Source organism: Microbacterium sp. NPDC087589, from assembly GCF_044743635.1.
In the GTDB taxonomy this organism is placed as follows: domain Bacteria; phylum Actinomycetota; class Actinomycetes; order Actinomycetales; family Microbacteriaceae; genus Microbacterium.
Window position 1 is genome coordinate 179490 of record NZ_JBIUWV010000002.1, and the last position, 21215, is coordinate 200704.

At 63.3% G+C, this 21215-nt stretch carries 15 protein-coding genes; 10 read left to right on the forward strand and 5 right to left on the reverse strand.

Going from position 1 to position 21215, the window contains the following annotated elements; genetic code table 11:
* The first annotated feature begins 7 nt into the window (after nucleotides 1-7).
* The 9 genes from rpsL to ACIOU8_RS06845 all read left to right on the forward strand — a co-directional run bounded on the left by rpsL (nucleotide 8) and on the right by ACIOU8_RS06845 (nucleotide 7831).
* Entirely contained in the window at nucleotides 8-376 is a 369-nt protein-coding gene (gene rpsL, locus ACIOU8_RS06805; protein ID WP_042538704.1) for a 30S ribosomal protein S12, read from the forward strand.
* A 5-nt stretch (nucleotides 377-381) separates the two neighbouring features.
* A complete protein-coding gene (gene rpsG, locus ACIOU8_RS06810) occupies nucleotides 382-852 on the forward strand; it encodes a 30S ribosomal protein S7 (protein ID WP_042538706.1) in 471 nt (156 codons plus the stop codon).
* Nucleotides 853-935: 83 nt separating this feature from the next.
* Nucleotides 936-3053 (forward strand): elongation factor G, encoded by a 2118-nt coding sequence (gene fusA, locus ACIOU8_RS06815; RefSeq protein WP_400787399.1) that lies wholly within the window; start codon nucleotides 936-938, stop codon nucleotides 3051-3053.
* A gap of 148 nt (nucleotides 3054-3201) precedes the next feature.
* The gene (tuf, locus tag ACIOU8_RS06820; protein ID WP_042538710.1) at nucleotides 3202-4392 is read left to right on the forward strand and encodes an elongation factor Tu; all 1191 of its coding nucleotides are present in this window, start codon (nucleotides 3202-3204) and stop codon (nucleotides 4390-4392) included.
* Between the two features lie 190 nt (nucleotides 4393-4582).
* Nucleotides 4583-5245 carry a VanZ family protein gene (locus ACIOU8_RS06825; protein ID WP_400787402.1) on the forward strand — a complete coding sequence of 221 codons (663 nt, stop codon included), beginning with the start codon at nucleotides 4583-4585 and terminating at the stop codon, nucleotides 5243-5245.
* Nucleotides 5246-5465: 220 nt separating this feature from the next.
* Nucleotides 5466-5852 (forward strand): hypothetical protein, encoded by a 387-nt coding sequence (locus ACIOU8_RS06830; RefSeq protein ID WP_400787405.1) that lies wholly within the window; start codon nucleotides 5466-5468, stop codon nucleotides 5850-5852.
* 449 nt (nucleotides 5853-6301) lie between these two features.
* Nucleotides 6302-6574, forward strand: coding sequence for a hypothetical protein (locus ACIOU8_RS06835; RefSeq protein WP_400787408.1), 273 nt, complete (start codon nucleotides 6302-6304; stop codon nucleotides 6572-6574).
* A complete protein-coding gene (locus tag ACIOU8_RS06840; RefSeq protein WP_400787411.1) occupies nucleotides 6568-6765 on the forward strand; it encodes a hypothetical protein in 198 nt (65 codons plus the stop codon). The genes ACIOU8_RS06835 and ACIOU8_RS06840 overlap by 7 nt, the downstream gene beginning before the upstream one ends.
* A gap of 268 nt (nucleotides 6766-7033) precedes the next feature.
* Entirely contained in the window at nucleotides 7034-7831 is a 798-nt protein-coding gene (locus ACIOU8_RS06845) for a hypothetical protein (RefSeq protein ID WP_400787413.1), read from the forward strand.
* A gap of 43 nt (nucleotides 7832-7874) precedes the next feature.
* On the opposite strand, the gene ACIOU8_RS06850 is transcribed toward ACIOU8_RS06845, so the two are convergent.
* Together ACIOU8_RS06850 and ACIOU8_RS06855 are read right to left on the reverse strand one after the other, a co-directional pair.
* Complete coding sequence (locus tag ACIOU8_RS06850) at nucleotides 7875-8999, reverse strand: hypothetical protein (protein ID WP_400787416.1); 1125 nt, start codon at nucleotides 8997-8999, stop codon at nucleotides 7875-7877.
* On the reverse strand, nucleotides 8941-9894 hold the full coding sequence (locus tag ACIOU8_RS06855) for a hypothetical protein (protein ID WP_400787419.1): 954 nt from the start codon (nucleotides 9892-9894) through the stop codon (nucleotides 8941-8943). The genes ACIOU8_RS06850 and ACIOU8_RS06855 overlap by 59 nt, the downstream gene beginning before the upstream one ends.
* A gap of 362 nt (nucleotides 9895-10256) precedes the next feature.
* Here ACIOU8_RS06855 and ACIOU8_RS06860 point away from each other — a divergent pair, with 362 nt between their 5' ends.
* Nucleotides 10257-14348 carry a glycosyltransferase gene (locus tag ACIOU8_RS06860; protein ID WP_400787421.1) on the forward strand — a complete coding sequence of 1364 codons (4092 nt, stop codon included), beginning with the start codon at nucleotides 10257-10259 and terminating at the stop codon, nucleotides 14346-14348.
* Nucleotides 14349-14440: 92 nt separating this feature from the next.
* Here the strand turns inward: ACIOU8_RS06860 and ACIOU8_RS06865 are convergent, their stop codons facing one another.
* From ACIOU8_RS06865 to ACIOU8_RS06875, 3 genes are all read right to left on the reverse strand, one after another.
* A complete protein-coding gene (locus ACIOU8_RS06865; protein WP_400787423.1) occupies nucleotides 14441-15559 on the reverse strand; it encodes a polysaccharide pyruvyl transferase family protein in 1119 nt (372 codons plus the stop codon).
* 151 nt (nucleotides 15560-15710) lie between these two features.
* On the reverse strand, nucleotides 15711-18512 hold the full coding sequence (locus ACIOU8_RS06870; RefSeq protein WP_400787425.1) for a glycosyltransferase: 2802 nt from the start codon (nucleotides 18510-18512) through the stop codon (nucleotides 15711-15713).
* A gap of 319 nt (nucleotides 18513-18831) precedes the next feature.
* The gene (locus ACIOU8_RS06875) at nucleotides 18832-21210 is read right to left on the reverse strand and encodes a glycosyltransferase (protein WP_400787428.1); all 2379 of its coding nucleotides are present in this window, start codon (nucleotides 21208-21210) and stop codon (nucleotides 18832-18834) included.
* Between the last annotated feature and the right edge of the window lie 5 nt (nucleotides 21211-21215).

Here is a 21215-nt window from a genome sequence, read left to right on the forward strand (position 1 = left end):
AGAGAACGTGCCAACCATTCAGCAGTTGGTTCGCAAGGGTCGCTCGCCCAAGGTCACCAAGACCAAGGCGCCTGCACTCAAGTCGAACCCGCAGCAGGCCGGGGTCTGCACCCGCGTCTACACCACCACCCCGAAGAAGCCGAACTCGGCGATGCGCAAGGTCGCTCGTGTGAAGCTCCGCAACGGCACCGAGGTGACCGCCTACATCCCGGGTGAGGGTCACAACCTCCAGGAGCACTCCCTGGTGCTCGTCCGCGGTGGTCGTGTCAAGGACCTCCCCGGTGTTCGCTACAAGATCGTCCGTGGCGCCCTGGACACCCAGGCCGTCAAGAACCGTAAGCAGGCTCGCAGCCTCTACGGTGCAAAGAAGGGCTGAGTCCAATGCCTCGTAAGGGTCCCGCCCCCAAGCGTCCCGTCGTCAACGACCCGGTATACGGCGCTCCGATCGTCAGCCAGCTGGTCAACAAGATCCTGGTCGACGGCAAGAAGTCGCTCGCCGAGTCGATCGTCTACAACGCCCTCAAGGGTGTCGAGGCGAAGAACGGTCAGGATGCCGTCGCCACTCTGAAGAAGGCGCTCGACAACGTGCGCCCGACTCTCGAGGTCAAGAGCCGCCGCGTCGGTGGCTCGACCTACCAGGTTCCGGTCGAGGTCAAGCCGCACCGCGCGAACACCCTCGCGCTGCGCTGGCTCGTCAGCTACGCCAAGGGTCGTCGTGAGAAGACGATGACCGAGCGTCTCCAGAACGAGATCCTCGACGCGTCGAACGGTCTCGGTGCAGCGGTCAAGCGCCGTGAGGACACGCACAAGATGGCCGAGTCGAACCGCGCGTTCGCTCACTACCGCTGGTAAACAGCTTCGCCCGCCCCTGATCACCATCGGGGGCGGGCACCCCCTCTTCGCAGTACGACTGCACAAAAGATAAGGACACTCCTGTGGCACAAGACGTGCTCACCGACCTGAACAAGGTTCGGAACATCGGCATCATGGCTCACATCGATGCTGGCAAGACCACCACGACCGAGCGCATCCTGTTCTACACGGGCGTCAACCACAAGCTCGGCGAGACCCACGACGGTGCCTCGACCACCGACTGGATGGAGCAGGAGAAGGAGCGCGGCATCACGATCACGTCTGCCGCCGTGACCTGCTACTGGAACAAGAACCAGATCAACATCATCGACACCCCCGGTCACGTGGACTTCACGGTCGAGGTGGAGCGCTCGCTCCGCGTCCTCGACGGTGCTGTCGCCGTGTTCGACGGCAAGGAGGGCGTCGAGCCCCAGTCCGAGACCGTGTGGCGTCAGGCCGACAAGTACAACGTCCCCCGCATCTGCTTCGTCAACAAGATGGACAAGCTCGGCGCGGACTTCTACTTCACCGTCGACACCATCATCAACCGCCTCGGCGCCAAGCCGCTGGTCATCCAGCTGCCCATCGGTGCGGAGAACGACTTCATCGGCGTCATCGACCTCGTCGAGATGCGTGCGCTCGTCTGGGCCGGTGACTCCAAGGGTGACGTCACCATGGGCGCCTCCTACGAGATCCAGGAGATCCCGGCCGACCTCAAGGAGAAGGCAGACGAGTACCGTCAGCAGCTCCTCGAGACCGTCGCCGAGACCGACGACGCTCTGCTCGAGAAGTTCTTCGGTGGCGAAGAGCTGACCGTCGCAGAGATCAAGGGTGCGATCCGCAAGCTCACCGTGGCTTCCGAGATCTACCCGGTGCTCTGCGGTTCGGCGTTCAAGAACCGTGGTGTGCAGCCGATGCTGGATGCCGTCGTCGACTACCTCCCGAACCCGCTCGACGTGGGCTCGATCGAGGCGCACGACCCCAAGGACTACGACACGATCATCGAGCGTCACCCCGACGCGAAGGACCCGTTCGCGGCTCTCGCGTTCAAGGTCGCGGTGCACCCGTTCTTCGGTCGCCTGACCTACGTGCGCGTCTACTCGGGCCAGCTCGACTCCGGCGCTGCGGTCATCAACTCGACCAAGGGCAAGAAGGAGCGCATCGGGAAGATCTTCCAGATGCACGCCAACAAGGAGATCCCGGTTCCCTCGGTCACCGCCGGCAACATCTACGCGGTCATCGGTCTGAAGGACACCACCACCGGTGACACCCTCACCGACCCGACCTCGCCGGTCGTGCTCGAGTCGATGACCTTCCCCGAGCCCGTCATCGAGGTCGCGATCGAGCCGAAGACCAAGGCCGACCAGGAGAAGCTGGGTGTCGCCATCCAGAAGCTCGCTGAGGAGGACCCGACCTTCCGCACGGAGCTCAACCCCGAGACCGGTCAGACGACCATCAAGGGCATGGGCGAGCTGCACCTCGACATCCTCGTCGACCGCATGAAGCGCGAGTTCAACGTCGAGGCGAACGTCGGCAAGCCGCAGGTGGCGTACCGCGAGACGATCCGCAAGGCCGTCGAGAAGTACGACTACACGCACAAGAAGCAGACCGGTGGTTCGGGTCAGTTCGCGAAGATCCAGTTCAACATCGAGCCGCTCGACCTCGACGACGAGAAGACGTACGAATTCGTCAACTCGGTCACCGGTGGTCGCATCCCGCGTGAGTACATCGGCTCGATCGATGCCGGCTTCCAGGACGCCATGAACGTCGGCGTGCTCGCCGGCTACCCGATCGTCGGCGTCAAGGCGACGATCGTCGATGGTGCTGCTCACGACGTCGACTCTTCGGAGATGGCGTTCAAGATCGCAGGTTCCATGGGTATGAAGGAAGCCCTGCGTCGGGCGAACCCGGCGCTCCTCGAGCCGCTCATGGCGGTCGAGGTGCGTACGCCTGAGGAGTACATGGGCGACGTCATCGGCGACCTGAACTCGCGTCGCGGCCAGATCCAGTCGATGGAAGACGCTGCTGGCGTCAAGGTCGTCCGTGCACACGTCCCGCTGTCCGAGATGTTCGGCTACATCGGCGACCTGCGCTCGAAGACCTCGGGTCGCGCCGTCTACTCGATGGAGTTCAACAGCTACGCTGAGGTTCCCCGCGCTGTGGCCGACGAGATCGTCCAGAAGCACCAGGGCGGCGAGTAACACTTTCCTGGGAGCCGGGCCCCGGCTCGGCTCCCAGGTCACCTACAACTTCACATTCCCTCTCTACTAAACTGAGATTCACACCCGTAGAGAACCGGTCGCAAACCAGTGCCCGGCACCCTCTACATGACGTCCTGAGGAGGACCCAGTGGCTAAGGCCAAGTTCGAGCGGACCAAGCCGCACGTCAACATCGGAACCATCGGTCACGTTGACCACGGCAAGACCACGCTCTCCGCAGCGATCTCGAAGGTGCTTGCTGACAAGTTCCCGTCTGACACCAACGTGCAGCGCGACTTCGCTTCCATCGACTCGGCGCCGGAAGAGCGCCAGCGTGGAATCACCATCAACATCTCGCACATCGAGTACGAGACCCCCAAGCGCCACTACGCGCACGTTGACGCCCCCGGCCACGCCGACTACGTCAAGAACATGATCACCGGTGCTGCTCAGATGGACGGCGCGATCCTCGTGGTCGCCGCCACCGACGGCCCGATGGCTCAGACGCGTGAGCACGTGCTGCTCGCGAAGCAGGTCGGCGTGCCGTACCTGCTCGTCGCGCTGAACAAGTCCGACATGGTCGACGACGAGGAGATCCTGGAGCTCGTCGAGCTCGAGGTCTCCGAGCTGCTCGCCTCGCAGGGCTTCGCTGAGGACGCTCCTGTCGTCCGCGTCTCCGCTCTCAAGGCCCTTGAGGGCGACGAGAAGTGGGTTCAGTCGATCCTCGACCTCATGGAGGCCGTCGACGAGAACGTGCCCGACCCCGTGCGCGACAAGGACAAGCCGTTCCTGATGCCCGTCGAGGACGTCTTCACGATCACCGGTCGTGGAACCGTCGTCACCGGCCGCGCCGAGCGTGGCACGCTGGCCATCAACTCCGAGGTCGAGATCGTCGGACTCCGTCCGACCGTCAAGACCACGGTCACGGGTATCGAGATGTTCCACAAGCAGCTCGACGAGGCATGGGCCGGCGAGAACTGTGGTCTCCTGCTCCGTGGCACGAAGCGTGAGGACGTCGAGCGCGGTCAGGTCATCGTCAAGCCGGGTTCGGTCACGCCGCACACCGACTTCGCCGGTACCGCGTACATCCTGTCGAAGGATGAGGGTGGGCGTCACAACCCGTTCTACACGAACTACCGCCCGCAGTTCTACTTCCGCACCACCGACGTCACCGGCGTCATCACGCTGCCTGAGGGCACCGAGATGGTCATGCCCGGCGACACCACTGACGTGACGGTCGAGCTGATCCAGCCGATCGCCATGGAAGAGGGCCTCGGCTTCGCCATCCGTGAGGGTGGACGCACCGTCGGCGCCGGTACGGTCACGAAGATCATCAAGTAAGCATCTGCTTTCTCGCACAGGGGTCGGGCCTTCGGGTCCGGCCCCTTTGTCGTACCCGGCTGCGGATGACCTGCGCGCAGGGTTCTCGGCTACTTCGCGGTGGAATGAGATTGGTGATGGATACGATGGCCCGAGCCTGCCTGCGGGCATCGCCGTCGCCCGACCTCGGGCCTGAGAGAGGAACGCGACCATGACACAGATCCAGGTAGGGCCCCCGCCGCCGCGAAGCCATGCACGGCTGTGGATCTCGACGCTGCTGCTCGTCGTGTACTCCGCCTTCGTGCTGCTGGTCACGATGTGGCCGCAGCCTGAGCAGCTCGAGTTCGACAGCATCGCAGCGCGGGTGCTCCGTGCGCTGCACAACCTCGGCGTGCCCGAGCGGTTCGGCTACAACGAGCTGGAGTTCGTGGCCAACATCGGCATGTTCGTGCCACTCGGCTTCCTGCTCGGGTTGGCACTCGCCCGCAAGGCGTGGTGGGTGGCGATCTTCCTCATCCCCGCCTTCTCCGGCGCGATCGAGTTCACGCAGGGCGTCGCCCTCGACGAGCGCGTGTCGACCATGCTCGACGTGCTCGCGAACACCCTCGGCGGATACATGGGTCTGCTGCTGGCGATGATCCTGAGGGCGATGATCCACGCCAGGGACCGCACCATGATCGAGCGCGAGCTGTGGGAGCGTCGTGCCGCCGCTGCCGAACTGCAGCGGCAGAATGCGGCTCGTGCAGCTGCTCGTCAGGCGTCGCCGGTGCAGGCGGCGCCGGCGTGGGCGGAGGAGCCCGATCCGGTGACCAGAGTGCTGGACGCGGACTTCTGGGAGACGGGGGATGCGCCTACCGTGCGGATTCCGGTATGAGGGACGAAGCGAAGGGCTTGTGGTGCCCTGGGTAGGGATCAATGCCGGCCCCGTATGACACGCCCATTCGGAGCAGGAGCAGGAGCAGGAGCAGGAGCAGGAGCCGGAGCGCGCGCATGACTCCCACTAATGCAGTCCTCGATGATAAGTCCGCAGACGGGATCTTCGCGGTCCGAATCAAGTCTCGCTGTGTATCCGCTACAGTGAGGCGGGTGCACGGGTGCACGGGTACGCGGAACGCTTCGACTTTGACAAGCAGACCCTCACCGGTTGGGTGTTCGACCCGGAAGCAGCTGACAACCGCCATGTGCGAGTCGTCGCACTTTTCGACGGCGACGTCCTCGGGGAAGCAAGTCCGAGCGGCTCCCGAGCCGACCTCCTGAAGACTACAAACCAGATCACGACATTTTCCCTCCGATGTTCTCGAAGAATCACTGCTCTCGACGTGGTGTCCGGCCGTCTTATCGTGAAGGCGCTCAGCGATGGCCGCGACGCGGCTTTGAGCCTCGGAGATGAGGGCCTCGCCAGTCTCACGAAAGCTGCTGTCGAGGAGCTGAATGGGGTTTCGGCCCCGTCCTATGGACTCGCGCTGAGCGCGACACGGTGAGATCACACAGGTAGAGGCGGGCAATATGCGACCTATCCTCTTGCCTGCAGGGGTGCCCTCACGGGATGGCTCAGCAGTGATCGGACTGCGCGGGCAACTCTTCCTCACCGGTGGGAGCAACTCCCTGCTATCGCTGTACGACGAGGCTGTCGACGACGCGCTCATGGCGCGAGTGGAACGCTGGATGGATGTACTCGCCCAGCGAGTACGAGGATGCGAAACGCGGGGGATGCGCTTCCTGCAAACGATCATCCCGGAGAAGTTGACGGTCATGCGCGACGCCGCACCCTTAGATATCGAGGGTCCGAGCCCCGTACTCCACGAGATCGATAGCAGGCTGCGCGACGCCGACTTTTACGTCAGCGGTGTCGCACCCTTTGAGCAGTCGAACGACTTCGATGATCGATTCTTGATGACGGACACGCACTTCTCGGCGGTCGGTGCTGAGGATGATCTCTGCCCTAGCCGCTCAAATCGACCCGCAGCTAGTTCCCCTCGTCGATGCTGTTCGCATGTACCAGTTCAGGTATGCCCTCGGAGACCTCACGGGGCGCTTCGCGCTTCCCGTCTACTCGCGGATCGTTGAGCCGAGCGACGATGAGTTCACCGCCTACGCCGGGCGCATCACGATGGTGGAAAAGTACTTCCCGGCCGAGGGCGGATTCAGGGGCCGCCGGTTCAGGTGGGTCAACAGCAACGCGCGAGCCCGCTCAAGGTGCTGACCTTCGGAAACTCGTTCTTCGAGACCGGTGACTTCGCCGGCTACCTCTCCTGGTGGGGAAAGCACCTGTTCCGAGAGTTTCACTTCCACTGGGGCCCGGATTTCGATTGGGATCTCGTGGATGAACTGAAACCCGACGTTGTGATCGGGCAGACGGTCGAGAGATTCCTCAACAAAGTCGCCGCCGTCTAAAGCTGATTGAGGTGCCCAGTGCGTACGCGGCGACGGACCGGCCTCGGACTCGTTGACGAGGAAGCTGCCAGCGATCTACGCATTGGGCCGCCCCGGCATTGAAGCAGCAGGATCCGGTCCTCGATGGGCCCAACGGGAGATCGGGCGTCTGACGCGTTTCCGGATAGAGGGAGATCCAAGACCCGCAAAGGGCCCCAAGGCCTGGCGAGCTAGACGCGCGCCCGCTCCGCTCCACTCTCATCTACGCTGAACCCATATACTTGCATCCGTGCAGAAGACACGGATGAACGCGGATGAATATGACTTGTTGGCCGAAACTGGGTGGTATGTCGTCAAGTTTCAGCATTTCGAGTTGAACATCTATTTCCGATCGTCTGACGTGAAACGCGCTTTTGTCGTTTCGCCCGGATTCATGAAAAGGGAAGACTACGCGCATCCGTATTTCCAGCGGATCAAGATGTTCGACGAATTGGACGGAATTGCCATTTCGCTCGCCGATCCGTCACTGGACCTGGCTGAGGATATACAGATAGGATGGATGCTCGGTTCTCGGTGGGTGAACTACGCAGAGACCGTGGCTAAGTTCTTTGAGGGGCTATTCGAGCACTTCGGAATCCGCAACGATCAGGCGTTGTTCTTCGGGTCTTCCGGCGGTGGATTTATCTCGCTGGTGTTGGGGACACTTGTGCGCGGAGCAAAAGTGTTGGCTATGAATCCGCAAACTGAGCTGCTTCGCTTCCATGACATCCGAGAATTGTCTCGAGTGCTCGAGGCTGGCTGGGGCGGCATCAGCAACATGACCATCTATCGGAATTATCACCATAGGTTCAGCATCGCCGCTCTCTGGGAAAAGGAGCAGCACATCCCTAACGTCACTGTCATGGTCAACACGTACGATGCCTGGCACATCGAGCACCATATTGCACCGATGATCAAGGGAATGGTGAACAAGGAAATCGAAACGGGCGGGTTGCAGATCCGATTCTTCAGCAGCGAAGCGGCCGGGCACAATCCCTTGCCCGCTAGTGCGCTGATTCCAGTAATAAAGGAACTCAATGGAATCTAGTGCACAGATCGAACCGGGGGTGTCGACGTGTACCGGCCAGGCTTCAAATACTCGATTGAACCGTTGACGCGTCCTTTTTTCGTAACGAATCCAGTTCCCGCTGCGCGAGACGCAACTCAGCTTCGAGTTTGCGCTTCTCGCTAACCGCTTGGCGCAGTTCGAGATGTAGCTGGTAGACATCAGTCTCACTCAAGAACGCTGCGTCGTTCCCAGACGCAGCTTCGATGACCAGGTCGGGCGCCTCTGTCATCGGAACGCCGTCGGGCACCTCGGAAGCGGCGTCATCGACAGGGACCCCTTTCCCGCGCCCGTCGAAAAGCACTGCGATGCCCGACCTCGTTTTCAGTACGGTTCGAGCTTCCACGGTTTCCACCCCAGCCTCGCTGTTGAACTTGAGTGGGAGCTCGTATCCGTGCGCGTAGCACAGAGACGTCACGAGCGAGTACAGCCGGGTCATCTTGATCGATGGAATGTCCGCGCGAGCGTCGGTGATCGCGGAACGCGTCTTCTCCTTGTCGAAGTAGTCCCATAGCGGGCTCGATCCGCATTCATCGATGATCTGAAGGAAGCGTCTCTGCAAAGGTGACTTGAAGAACAGAGCGGACTGCCAGCCTGAAGCCGACACAAGCTGGCGCGTGTTGCGCACGGGGGGAACGTGCACGGCGCTGCAACCCGCATTCAGTTCCAGACCCTGATGCCAACCGTGCTCAGCGAACGGCAAGTCGACGAGATTGAAACCGCTTCTCTTGATGATCTCGTAATGGATGCGCTCGTCGTTCCGCCAGTCCGGCGGAGCCAAGAAGGAGAGATCGATCAAGTCCGGGTCATAGAGAGGATGAACCGGGTGGCTCGCCCACAATGCTCCCTGTGAGAACTGTGCGCTTTCCCATGACTGCATTCCCTCGATGCGGAAGACACCTCCCAGCTGGGCTGCGCTGGCGCCGTTGTCGACGTAGTAGCGCGCACGGTCGACCAGCTGTTCGCTGAGTTCGGCGGCAGCATCCGCCCGCAAGAGATCGTTCGGGTCGACGTTGGCTCCCGCGAACATCCTGCGAGCGAAATCTTCAGGAGACGCGTAGGGGGTGGCGAACCACTTGTCCCGAAACACCTCACCCACGTGGCCTTGGAGCAGGACCGCGGGCGAGATGCCCCGGGCCGCCTCCGCCATCCCAAATCGGCAGCATTCCGTCGTAGCGGAAGACTGCTCCGAGTCGCTGCCTGAATATGTCTCCGGAGGAGAAGCTCGACGGCTTCGGGACATTGTTGGTGAACTCAGCGCCGATCGCATCCGCCACACTACGCCCGACGACAACGTCGGGGTGATCGCGGACGCCGTTGGAGAACGCCGACAGGGTGGGCGGCAGCGGCCCTGGCATGGTTGCCAAAGCCGCGATGGCGCGCGAGTCGCGACCACCGGTGAGCGCCAGATTCACCCTTGCACCCGTGTCGAACACAGCGCGAAGCGAAGCAGCCATGTCACCGACGACCCGGTCCAGCACTCTTTCGGGATCTCTGTCGAGTTGCGCTCGCATCTCGCCGCCGTCTTGGCGGTTGAGATAAGAGAGGGGGCGCTCATGGACCAGAACGCCGCTGTCCGTAATTCCGAGCCATCCGCCTTGTGGAACACGACGAATGCCGCTGACCAGAGTGTCTTCCCCGAGCGGCCAGAAGGCGATGGCCTGCCAAGCGAGGCTTCGGTAATCGAAGCCCAAGTGCGGCATCAACGCCTGGATCAAACGCGGTCGGGTCGTGACAATGCAAGTCCCATCCCGTGCCTCATGGTAAAAGAGCGGGACCATGGACAGGGGGTCACTCACGAACGTCGCGTCATCTCCGTCGAAGTGACAGATGCAGTATTCGCCGACGATGCGTTCGCGCAGAGTCGGCGAGCCTCCACCCGCGATCTCGCCGGAGATCGCCTCGGCGGGCAGGAGCTGCGCGTCGTCGCGTCCTCGCTTGATCGCATGGCCCTTGAGCAGGGTCACCGCGCCGTCAAGATCCGTGTGCCTCTGATCGCTCGCCCGATAGAGGTGAGTGGAGCGTGAGAAGTGCATGGCCGCCATGCGTCGATTCGCTGAGACCAGTAGCTCCGCGCCTTCGGAGCGGTATCCGAGCGCCGCGATCTAGGAAGAGGACCGGTTGTTGAGGATCTGTGCAGCCTGGCCAGTCCGGTCACTGATGAACACATAATCGCTCATTGTCCAGCCACTCCCAATCTTCTCTGCGCAGGCGCGTCTGCCTTCAGTAGCGTACATGCGCGCGCTCGCGCTGAACTTCTCGGTCTGAGCTGCCCGGTATGGCGTGGTGACGGGTCCATGCGTGGACCGGGGCCGCGCGGGGCGTTGCGATATCCTGGCTTCGGCTCGTGATCCGCAAAGACAGGTTCTTTCTGCGTGCCGTACTAGGAGGGGTGGGGGCTGCCAACATGACAGCACTGGTCGGAGTGATCGACGGGTTCAATGGACGAGGTGTGTTCGGGTGGGCTCGTCGCGACGGCGATGGCTCGAGTCTTCACATCGACATCGAGCTCGACGGCGTGCTCGTCGCGACGAACGTCCCCGCCGACAGGTTCCGAAAGGACCTCGTCTCTGCCGGCAACGCGCACGGTAAGCACGGTTTCGTATTGGAACTCCCGGCATCAGCGACGTTTGGCGACCGGGTGAAGATCGCAGTCTTGGCGAGCGGATCGGGCGAGCTGGTCGCAGAGCGAGAGTTCCGAGCTCCTTTCAGTGGCACGCCCTGGCGCGGTGCCATCCGCGAGCCCAAGAACCGGGCGCTGAACGGTTGGGTGAAGCTGAACGGCAAGAATGGCCCTGTCGTCGCTGACATCTATCTCGACGAGCATCGCGTCGCGGCAGGTCACAGGTGCGACCTCGCAGTTCCGGAACTCGCCACGGGAGCCGGAACAGGATCGTGGGGATTCAGTGTTCCCACCGGCAAGTTCCGCCCCTCGGCAGATTCCGTCGTGGTATCGCTCCGCGATCCCGTAGACGGGTCGATCATGCTCGAGAGAGAGGTGAGCACCGCAGCCCTCAAAGACTCGTACCGCGGCAGCCTCGAAGTCACCGACGCCGCTGACGTGCGAGGGTGGGCCATCAATGAGAACTGGCCGGACGACGTCTTCGATGTCGAAGTGCTTCTCGACGGCCATCCATACCTGACGGTCAAGAACTCGCTGCCGCGAAATGACTTGCGCAAAGCTGGCCTCGCCAACGGCCAGGGTGGGCTGAGATTCGTCAATCCGCTGCACCGATGGATCTCCGACGGTGCTGAGCACGCACTCTCGCTGCGGTTCCCTGACCAGATGACGAGCAACGAGTTTCGCTTCAGCTCACGCCCGCGCCAGTCACAGGGGGGAAGCGTCCGCTTCGAAGAGCCCTCGCACCGTGGCGTGACCATCATCGTCCCGATCTACAACGCGCCGGACGATGTGGAGATATGCATCGAGCGTCTCCTGGCTCACACGCCTGCAACCGCACGCATCCTGCTGATCGACGACTGCTCACCTGATGCGCGGGTGAAAGAAGTACTTGCTCGCCACCGCGACGATACGAGGCTCAGAATCCTCGGCAACGAGACGAACATGGGGTTCACGAGGACCGTGAACCGGGGGATCGTCGAAGCCGGGGACGACGATGTCGTGCTCCTGAACTCGGATGCGCGCGTGACGCCCGGATGGCTCGACGGCATGCTCGCGGCCGCCGCCAACTCGCCTCGGACCGCGACAGTGACCGCCATGTCCGACCGAGCCGGCGCGTTCTCGGCGCCGCGAATCGGAAACGATAATCCGCTGCCTGCCGGCGTCGACGAGATCGCGTATGCGCGCGCGTTCCGCCGGGAATCGGTGAGGGTGTATCCGAGAGTCCCCACCGGCAACGGTTTCTGCATGTGGATCAGCCGACTCTGCATCGAGGAGATCGGGCCGCTCGATTCGCAGGCTTTTCCGCGCGGTTATGGCGAAGAGAACGACTTCTGCATGCGCGCGGGCCGCGCCGGTTGGATCCATGTCATCGATGACAGCACCTATGTCTTCCACGATCGATCGAAGAGCTTCGGTGATAGCAAGACCGAACTGCTCGCCGCAGGCCGGGCCGTTGTAGACGCTCGATACCCCGAATACAAGCACGCGATCCGCGTTTTCCGAGAGAGCCCGGAGATTGCGATCGCGCGAAATCGCGCGCACGTCGCGCTGACCGTGGCGTCCAGGAGCGCTGCCGCGCTTCCTCGTGTTCTCTATGTCATCTCGACGACGACGGGTGGGACGCCTCAGACGAATGCGGACCTCATGAACGCGCTCGACGATGCCGTGGAGCCTTGGGTGTTGCGCTGTGATTCGCGGGAGATGACTCTGAGTCGGGTCGTCGACGGCGAGCTTCACGAAGTGAATCGACACGAACTGCATCACGAGCTCGAGCCGATCGGCCACATCTCACCCGAATACGACAGCGTGGTCGGGTCGTGGCTCAGACAGTGCGATTTCGACATCGTCCACATCAGGCATCTGCTGTGGCACTCGCTGTCGCTGCCGGGCATCGCGAGCCAACTCGGGATGAAGGTCGTCGTCTCCTTCCACGATTACTACGCCTTGTCTCCAAACCTGAAGTTGATCGACGACCGGGGAACGTACCTGGGTGACGAGTACGTCGGGTCAGGTTCGGTGTACCGCGACTCCGGCTGGCCGGTGCAGCAGTACCCGACTCCAGCAGGTGACTGGCTTCAGTGGTGGCAGGACCGCTTCTGGCGCGCGATTCGGATGTGCGACGCATTCGTCACCACGTCGGAGAGCGCACGCGACCTGATCCTCTACCACTTTCCCGAGATGGATCCCGAGCGGTTCAATGTCATCGAACACGGCCGCGATTTTGAGGTGCTCAAGTTTGTCGCCGCTCGGCCGGTATACGGCGAGTCCATCAGAGTTCTTGTGCCAGGGGGAATCAACGCGGCCAAGGGCGCGGAGATTCTGCGTTCGATGGCTGACGCCGACACTCTCGGGCAGATCGAGTGGCACATTCTCGGACCGATTAAGGAGAAGTTCGAATCCGAGGGCTCGCGCGTCGTGTACCACGGTGCCTACAAGCGTGAGAACTTCGGCAAACTCGTCGAGAAGATCGCCCCCCACGCGGGAGCAGTGCTCTCGATTTGGGACGAAACGTACTGTCACACCCTCACAGAGATGTGGAGCGTCGGCGTTCCCGTCTTCGTTCTTGACTTCCCCAATGTCGCGCAGCGCGTCAGACGCTTCAACGCGGGCTGGGTCCTAGACGGTCTTGACGGACCCTCCCTGCTCACGCAGATGACGGAGGCGCTCTACGATCGTGAATCACGCGTCAAGGCTCTGCGCGGCGTCGACGATTGGCAGAACGGCTGGGGTATCGCGTGGACCACGAAGCAGATGGCACTGCGGTATCTCGACATCTACCGTGGGGTTCTCTCCGGATCGGAGGGCGAGCCGTCTGACACGCTCCGAGTAGGTGTACTCTCAGGTTCCTCCCGCGACCTTACGCGAGCGCCTGCGTCGACATATGTGCGCCTGTGGGAACGTATGCGAAACTCCGTGGCCCGCGACGTGGACTTCGTGAGGGTCACACCGGACGGCGCGATCGCATCCGTGCGGCAGGGCTTGCTCGATGCTTTGATCGTGCAGCGCGACGCAGTACCCGAGGCAGCCGTCACCGACCTCATCAAGGCACTCGGAACCGCCGGCGCGGCGCTCGTGGTCGAGGAGGACGGCGATCTGATGTCGACCAACTCCGAAAGCGGGGTGCGTCCGAGAAATGTCGCAGATGCGCCTGCGCCGACAGCGCTGTTGCGCGGCGCGACGGCGCTCTCGGTGTCGACAGAGGCGTGCCGTGAGCGATGGGCGGACCTGAAAGTCCCGGTTGAGGTCTTCCCCGCGGCGTTGAGTGATCGCTTGTGGAGCGTGCCGGTCAGCCCGCGGGTGCGAGACGGCAAGGTCCGCGCGCTTTACTTCGGAGACCGGACGCACAGCGGGGATCTCGGCCTCGTGCTCCCGGCACTCGATGCGTTCGCGGCCACCCGCCCCGACTTCGAACTCGTGCTGATCGGCGTTGCCGCCGAAGACGAGGTGGAGGATCTGCGAGACAGTCGACCTTGGCTGCAGAGCGTCGAGGTGCCGGAGAGCGCTCAGTTCCCCCAGGCCGTCGAATGGCTCCGTGAGGTCGCCGAGCGAAGCGACTTTGCGATCGCGCCATTGGCAGACACGGAGCTCAATGCGTCCAGGTCAGACCTCAAGCTCCTTGAGTATCTCGCACTGGGACTGCGTGCCATCGGCAGCGCCGTCGGGCCTTACCGTGAGACGTCGGTCCCTGGAACCACGGTGGTCGCGAACTCGCACGAGGCATGGGTCGATGCGCTCCGTCGAACGAGTGCCGAAGTCGAGGCTGAAGGTTCGCGGATTGAGGGCCGTGCCTGGCTGGTCGAGAATGGCATGCTCGCAGGTCAGCAGCAGCGGTTCGACGGGTTCCTGAGAACAGCAGTGAATACCGCGCGAGCCTAGCGCCCGGGGCTCAAAGTGGTGTGATCACGTCGGCCCCGTTGCAACGGGGCCGACGGAGGTCGTCCGGCACGCCCGGTCGACGCCCTCGGTCGCTATGGGGTAGTGATCGGCCGGGTACCGCCCTGCAATGCAGTGCGAAGCTCAGTCCAGTGATCGTTGATCCTCGTGAGGGCTGGCTCGATTGCAACTGGCGCGAGCGCGCTCGGATCACCGGTGGGTCCGAGGAGGTTCAGGGCCTCGTCCCAGCTCGAGACCAGGCGTTCCTCGGCGTCGAGGTGAGCCAGCACCCCCCGGAACTTGTGCTGGGCGGCGTGGCTGGCGACGATGAGTCCGGGGACTCCGAACGACGCGGCAGTAATGAACCCGTGCATGGATGATCCTATGTACGCGCACGAGCGAGAGATCACGTAGGCGATGTCTTCTACGGCCTTCGGCGCACCGAACACGACCGGGTCAGATTGCATCTGTGCAGCCACGGTCTCGGCGAACTCGTCGTCGCCGTGACACGGACCGATGGCGATGAGGACGATCGTCCCTTGAAGCGTCGCTGAAAGCTCATCGAGACGTCGGGCGAGCGACGCGACGTCGCCGCCCTTGTAGCGGGCATTGATGTGCACAGCTGCGAACCGGGAGTCCAACGTCTCCGTCAGCCGGGTCGGCACGTCCAGGTTCGCAGGCGCGTTCGTGGTGAACATGTCGCGGAGTTCCAGTGCGGAATCCGGGACCACGGCGGCGCCCGGGACCCCGATAGACCGCAGTACTTCTTGGCTGTAGGTGTCGCGGACGGAGAGGTAGTCGGCTCGGGAGGCGAAGCGACGCATCAGAGGCGCGGCCGTCCTGCCCGGCACCTTGGGAACTCCCGGGGCGTTCACCACCAGAGGGATCCGTTGTCTCGTTGCGAGTTGCGTGGCACCGAGCCACAATCGCGGGTACGCCACGCTTTTGACACTCTTGTAGGTGGCGAGGTTGGTCCCGTTGTCATGGATGATGTTCCCGCCCCCGACAACGACGGCGTCGAATTCGCTTCCTGCTCGCTGAACGTCAGCCAGAGAATGGCTGACGGGAACGTCCCGGTAAATCCGTATGCCGCCTACCGGCGATATGTGAACAATCTCATCTGCGATGTCTGCGAGTCGCCATTCCAGAAGACGGGGGAACAGGAGATCGCCGTAGTTGGCGACATCGAATGTGCCGAAGTGAGCAATTCTCACTAGGTCTCCAAGTCTTCGTGCACGATGCGGGTATTCAGGTCAGAGCAAGCCGAGGCGCCGGCGCCGCTCGTCCAACCGGGCAGGTACTTGACGGGCGCGGAACCTTCGGGTGGTCTTCTGACCGGCGACGCTGTCACGAACTATACAAGCGTCAGCTACGCCGCGACAGCGCCGCTTCGAGAAGCGTGCGAGCCCGTGAATCGAAGGAGTGATCCGCTCGGATCCTCGAGGAGATCTCGGCCATCCGCTCCGTCGACGGCATCCAGCTTCGATCGGTGACGAGCTCGCGCATACGCTCCGTCGAGTCCGCGATGACCACGGCCCCTTCGAAGATCTCCAGGCCGTCGATCGCGTCGCTGATCAGCGGGGTTCCGCAGGCAAGGGCATCGAACGTGCGGTTGTTGATGAAGCCCCACTCCGCCATGTCGGAGAAGTGGTCATTGAGAACGATGTTCGCCGACCTGTAGGCGTTCGGCAGGCGATCGGTGTCGAGGTACCCGTCGCGCACATAGCGCTCGGGCGCGAACTTGTGCCAGCCGGGGCCCCAGAGGCCGACCGGAGCTTCGGCCTGCACAGCCATTCCTACGATGGCGCGTCCGAATTCGTGCCCATGACTTCCGCCGACGAAGATCAGATCATCGGGCTCGCTGACCGGCTCCAGGTCCGGCCGGAAGCGTTCGGGTGATGTCGCCTGAAGAAGCGGCTCGATGGTTCGACCGGAGCGTGCCGACATCCAAGCGGCCCACTTCTCCGAGGCGGCGTACACCAGGTCGTATCCGCGAACCTCGTCGATAGTCACCAGCTCCGGCCGGCTAATCACCCACAGGATGTTGACGGCCCCGGGCTGTGGAGGAATCGCATGGCGTCCTCGCAGTGTCAGCACGACGTCGTCGAGGTACGAGGTCGACCGGGTCCAGGCTTCATGCCGATCCGTGACCACCTGCTGCCCGTGAGACCTGAGTGCACGTGCGAGATCGGACGCGAACGGGATGTCGCCCCAGTGATCGCCGCCCCGCGTGCACGGAACGCCGGTCTTGATGGCCCAGCGCAATTGCCTAGGTGATGCCGCGGATGCGGTCTCCAGACGACGCGACTCTCTCAGCAGTACGGGAATGGCGGACGGCTGCCCAGGGCTGAAGGTGGGCGCGAAGCCGGCGACCGTCATACCCAGAGCGCCGTAGCGGTCTCGGTCGTCGGGTGTGCTCTGTCCGTGCCAACGCTCGAGATAGGTGCGGCGATTCTGCACCTGTCGGCGTTCCCGATAGGCACTGGTCCCCGGTTGATGTACGACGATCGCCCGCGGTTCGCACTCGAACTGAGCTGTGGGCATCTCGCGTTTCGCCCGGCGGCAGAAGTCCACGTCTTCGAGCCCATTCGCATACATCGGGTCGAACCCCGAGAGCTCGGCGAAGATCGCGGCGTCGAAAAGACTGGCGCTGGCGCTGATGGCGGTCAGGTCATCGATCCGTGCGACTGCGGCGTCGTCGATAGTGAGGTTTGCCAGTAGCCCGCTCGGCAGGGGCAGCTGCTCGTAGAAGGCATAGCCGGCGTGCTGCACCGTGTAGTCCCGGTTCACCAGGAGAGCTTGGACGCCAGCCGCCCCGACGTCCCTCCGCCTGGTCGACAGAGTCTCCAGCCAACCGTCGCGGGCATCCGTATCAGGGTCGAGGAACGCGACCTGAGCGCCCGTGGTGAGGGAGAAACCGTAGTTGGCGGCGAGGGCGAAGTTGTTGTTCGCCGGGAGTCGAACGTATCTGACTCGCGGTTCACTCATATAGCGAAGGGTCAGATGCCGGCCGACCCCAGCACGTGAACCGTTGTCGATGATGACGATCTCCAGATCCTCGTCGAAGGAGTGCAGGAGACGGTCGATGGACCGAGCTGCGTGCCCTGTCAATCCTGCGACGACAGTCACGAGGCTCGTACGATCTGCGACACGATCTTCCACGGACCGGCGCAGGGCACTCCAATCGATGAGGTTGCGCTCCCGGACGACCCACTCCCAGTGCTGTGACTCGTTCTGCGTGATGCGCCCATCGGCGCTCTTGTTGTCGTACTCGCATCCAATGAACGGGAGGTACTCGAGCCGTCCGAGCTTCGCCAAGCGCAGGACGAGGTCATAGTCCACCCAACGGCGGAGCGTGACGTCGAAGACACCGGTCGTCTGCAGGACCTGCGCTCGGATGACCAGCACGTTGAGGTCGATGGAGTTTCCGAGCTGAAGGTCGGTGAGCTGCGCATCGCCACCTCGATACGCCACCTCATCGTCGCCGTGCAATCGGAGCCCTGCATGTGAAGCGACGACGTCGGGAGCCGCGTCGAGGGCAGCCAACGACAGCTCGAGAAATCTGCGGGTCCAGCTGTTGTCACTGTCGAGGAACGCGATGAACTCGCCGTGTGCCTGCTGCAGTCCGGTGTTGCGGCTGGCTCCGACGCCCGCGTGGGGCCCTGAGAGAAGGCGCACCCGAGGGTCGGCGCGCACATACTCCGCGACGACGTCACGCGTGGTGTCGGTCGAGCCGTCATCGACGACGATCAGTTCCAACTGCTCGTGAGTCTGCGCGAGGACGGATTCGATAGCCACGGCCACGAGATCGGCTCGATTCAGCACCGGCATGATCACGGAGACGAGCGCGCGCGAGGGAGTGCTCGACGAAGTGACGCTCGTGGTCCACTGCTGAGTCTCTTTGTGGTCCCATGTCTTGCGTCGAGGTGGCAGGGCGGCAGCCATCTGGTCTCGATGGGTCTCTGCGAAGTCGAGGGCCGCCCTGCGCGCCTCGCCAAATGTCGGGACGGCGCCCGAGAAGCCCTCGGGTACGGGGAGCAGCTGGTCCGGCCGAAGGCGGGAGATCAGGTCGAGGGGGTCTTCGTCTGTGAGGCGAGGATCGAACAACGGCCCCCAGGCGTGTGTGCGCGCGTTGGGGCTGCGCAGATAGCTGAGCAACGTCGCCACGCCGTCTCGCGCTCGGATTGCATTACGGATGGTTGCCGGAAAGAACTCGATCTCTATCAGCGGGTGCGGAGACAATCCCGACCCGATGCCGTGAGCTAGATAGTGCTGCATCGCCTGGCGGGGAGTCTGCCCCTTCAGCTGGACGATCTCCGAGTAGTAGGAATGGTCGAATATCCCGCTCCTGAACAACGCGCTCGTGGCGTACACGCGACGTGCCTCAATGTACTGAGCCCGCGCCGTTTTCTTCAGTCCTGCTACCGACACTTACGATTCCCCCTGATATGGCGTTTTGTCTGATGCTATTCGATGTCGTCCGCGCTCATGCAGAGGTGATCGCACGCCGCACACGCTCGGCGGCCGGTCTCAGCCACGGCGCACGGGCGAGCACCGCCCGTGCCGCCGGGGTCGTCTTTCGTGAGATGCGTCGTGCGAGCGCCCCTCGCTTGCTCGTTTCGGCGTCTTCGCCTCCGCTACGCACATTCGTTCTCCGAGAAGGAGCGCGCGTTGCCGCATGTTGCTCGGCGAGCATGATGGACAGTTCGAGGATCTGTCGGACGTCGGCGAGGGTGGGTTCGGGCGACAGCTCGGACGGCAGCGTGCCAGTGACCAGCTCGTGGTACCACAAGGGGAAATTGTGGGACAGTTCTCGACCAGCCGCGACCAGCGAGGCATCGGACATGCGTGCGTAGCGGGACGGATCGGCCACGATCTCGGCGACCTGTCGGGCGAGTGCCTCGGCATCCCCCCACTTCGTCGTCGCGACGCCTCCGTTTTCGCGGGTCACGGCCAACCACGGCAGGTCGTACATCGCGACCGGGAGACCTCGCGACTGCGCCTCAGGAATGGTGAGCGGGTAGCCCTCGATGATGCTCGTGTTCACGAAGAGGTCGGACGAGTCGACCGCAGCGAGGAGCGCGGCACCACGAAGAGGTCCAACGGCCTGGACTCGGTCACCCAGTCCCCGTTCCTCGACCAGTCCGTTCAACCGGACGGCCGTCATGTCGCGCCAGTCGGGGCCGATGATCCGGAGCCTGAAATCGACGCCCATCCGGTCGAGGTGCTCAGCCACGTCGATCAGCTCGCTCACACGTTTGGTTCGCTCCTGCAGACGCCCCCACCAGACGAGTTCGACCCGGCGGCCCGTAGACGCGCGCCTGGGCGCGGCCACGATGCCTGCGGCGAGCAGGTTCGAGGAGGGCGGATTGGGCAGGTAGGACACGCGCGGCATCCCTCGCAGCTTCCAGAACGCGACGTCGAGCGGTGAGAGCACGACGAGGTGCGAGAGAAGGGGGAAGTAGCGCGGGGCGGATTCGAGACGATCGAGACCGAGCAGCAGCGATCGACCGGCGAAATTGTGCGACCACCCGATGGTGGCGACACCCTCTGCGCGCGCTGCGAGGGCGAAGGCCTGCCACGACGTGGAGTACTGCCACTGATGATCGATCACCAGATCCACTTCGTGGTGCGCGCATACCTCGGCCCACTGCGCGAGCGCGGTGGCGAGGGTGTCTGTCGACACCTCAGCGAACCCCACCCCGGCCGGAAGGCTCGAGAGGTCGCTGCCAGGTTCACGTGCGACGACCGTCACCCGGAACCCGGCCGCCTGCAGCACACGTGCCTGAGAGATCACTACGCCCGAGATCCCGCCGGTGCGCAGGTGGTTCGTTGCGAGAACGATGCTGTGCACCGGTCGAGGTGCAAGGTCGATCGCGTCACCGTGCGCGGCGAGTGTGTCTATCGCCTCGGGCCCGTGCAGTGCGGTGGACTGCACGATGTCGCTGGCAGACGCACGCATGTACAGGTCGGCGAACACCGCACCCTGCAGATCCGAGCGCGTGTGCTCCGCAAGATAGCGCGTGGTGTAGCCGATTATGGCGCGTCGGACGGACGCATAACTCGTGAGCACGAGACCGGATTCAGCGCTCGTGCTGGCGATCTGTCGAACCGCGGGCTCGATCGAATCTATGGATCGGATGGCGCCCGCGTAGAACGATGCAGTGCTGAGATCGCGCACTTTCTGACCGCTCCCACCGCGCCCGAAGTGATAGCGGTACAGACGATCGGGGATTGACTCGAAGCGTCTGGCCAGTGCTGCCGCGAGGAACATGATCGGTAGGTCGTTGACCCTTGGGAGCACGAGGTCTGCAGGCATGAGGGCGTAAGCATCGACGAGGAGGCGCGTGCGGAACAGGTAGCGCCACAGCTGCCCCTGAGCGGGACGCTCGAGCGGGAAAAGGTTACGCAGCACGCCGCTTCCGGTGAGCGTCGAGTGCTTCGGCTGCAGACGCGACTCGAAGAGCCCGCCGGTGCGCCCGTCGAGATGGACGACGTCCACTCCGAACTGCACGAGATCCGCGCCGGTCGCTGTAGCCTTCGCGAGCGCCGCCTCGGCGGTGGTCTCGGCGAGCTCATCGTCGCCGTCGAGGAAGAGCAGGTGATCGGTCCTCGCTGCGAGGATCCCGGTGTGACGTGCTTGGTAAGCCGAAGCGTTCTGCTCGTGACGGATCAGCCGAATGCGAGGGTCTCTCGCGATGTGGCGTTCGACGATCGCGGCAGTGTCGTCTGTCGACGCGTCGTCGACGACGATGATCTCGATGGCGGTGAGAGTCTGTCGAACGCAACTGTCGAGTGCGCTGCTGATCACGTCCGCGTCGTTGAAGACGGGGACGACGATGGATACGAGGGGAGTCGCGTTCATGTGAT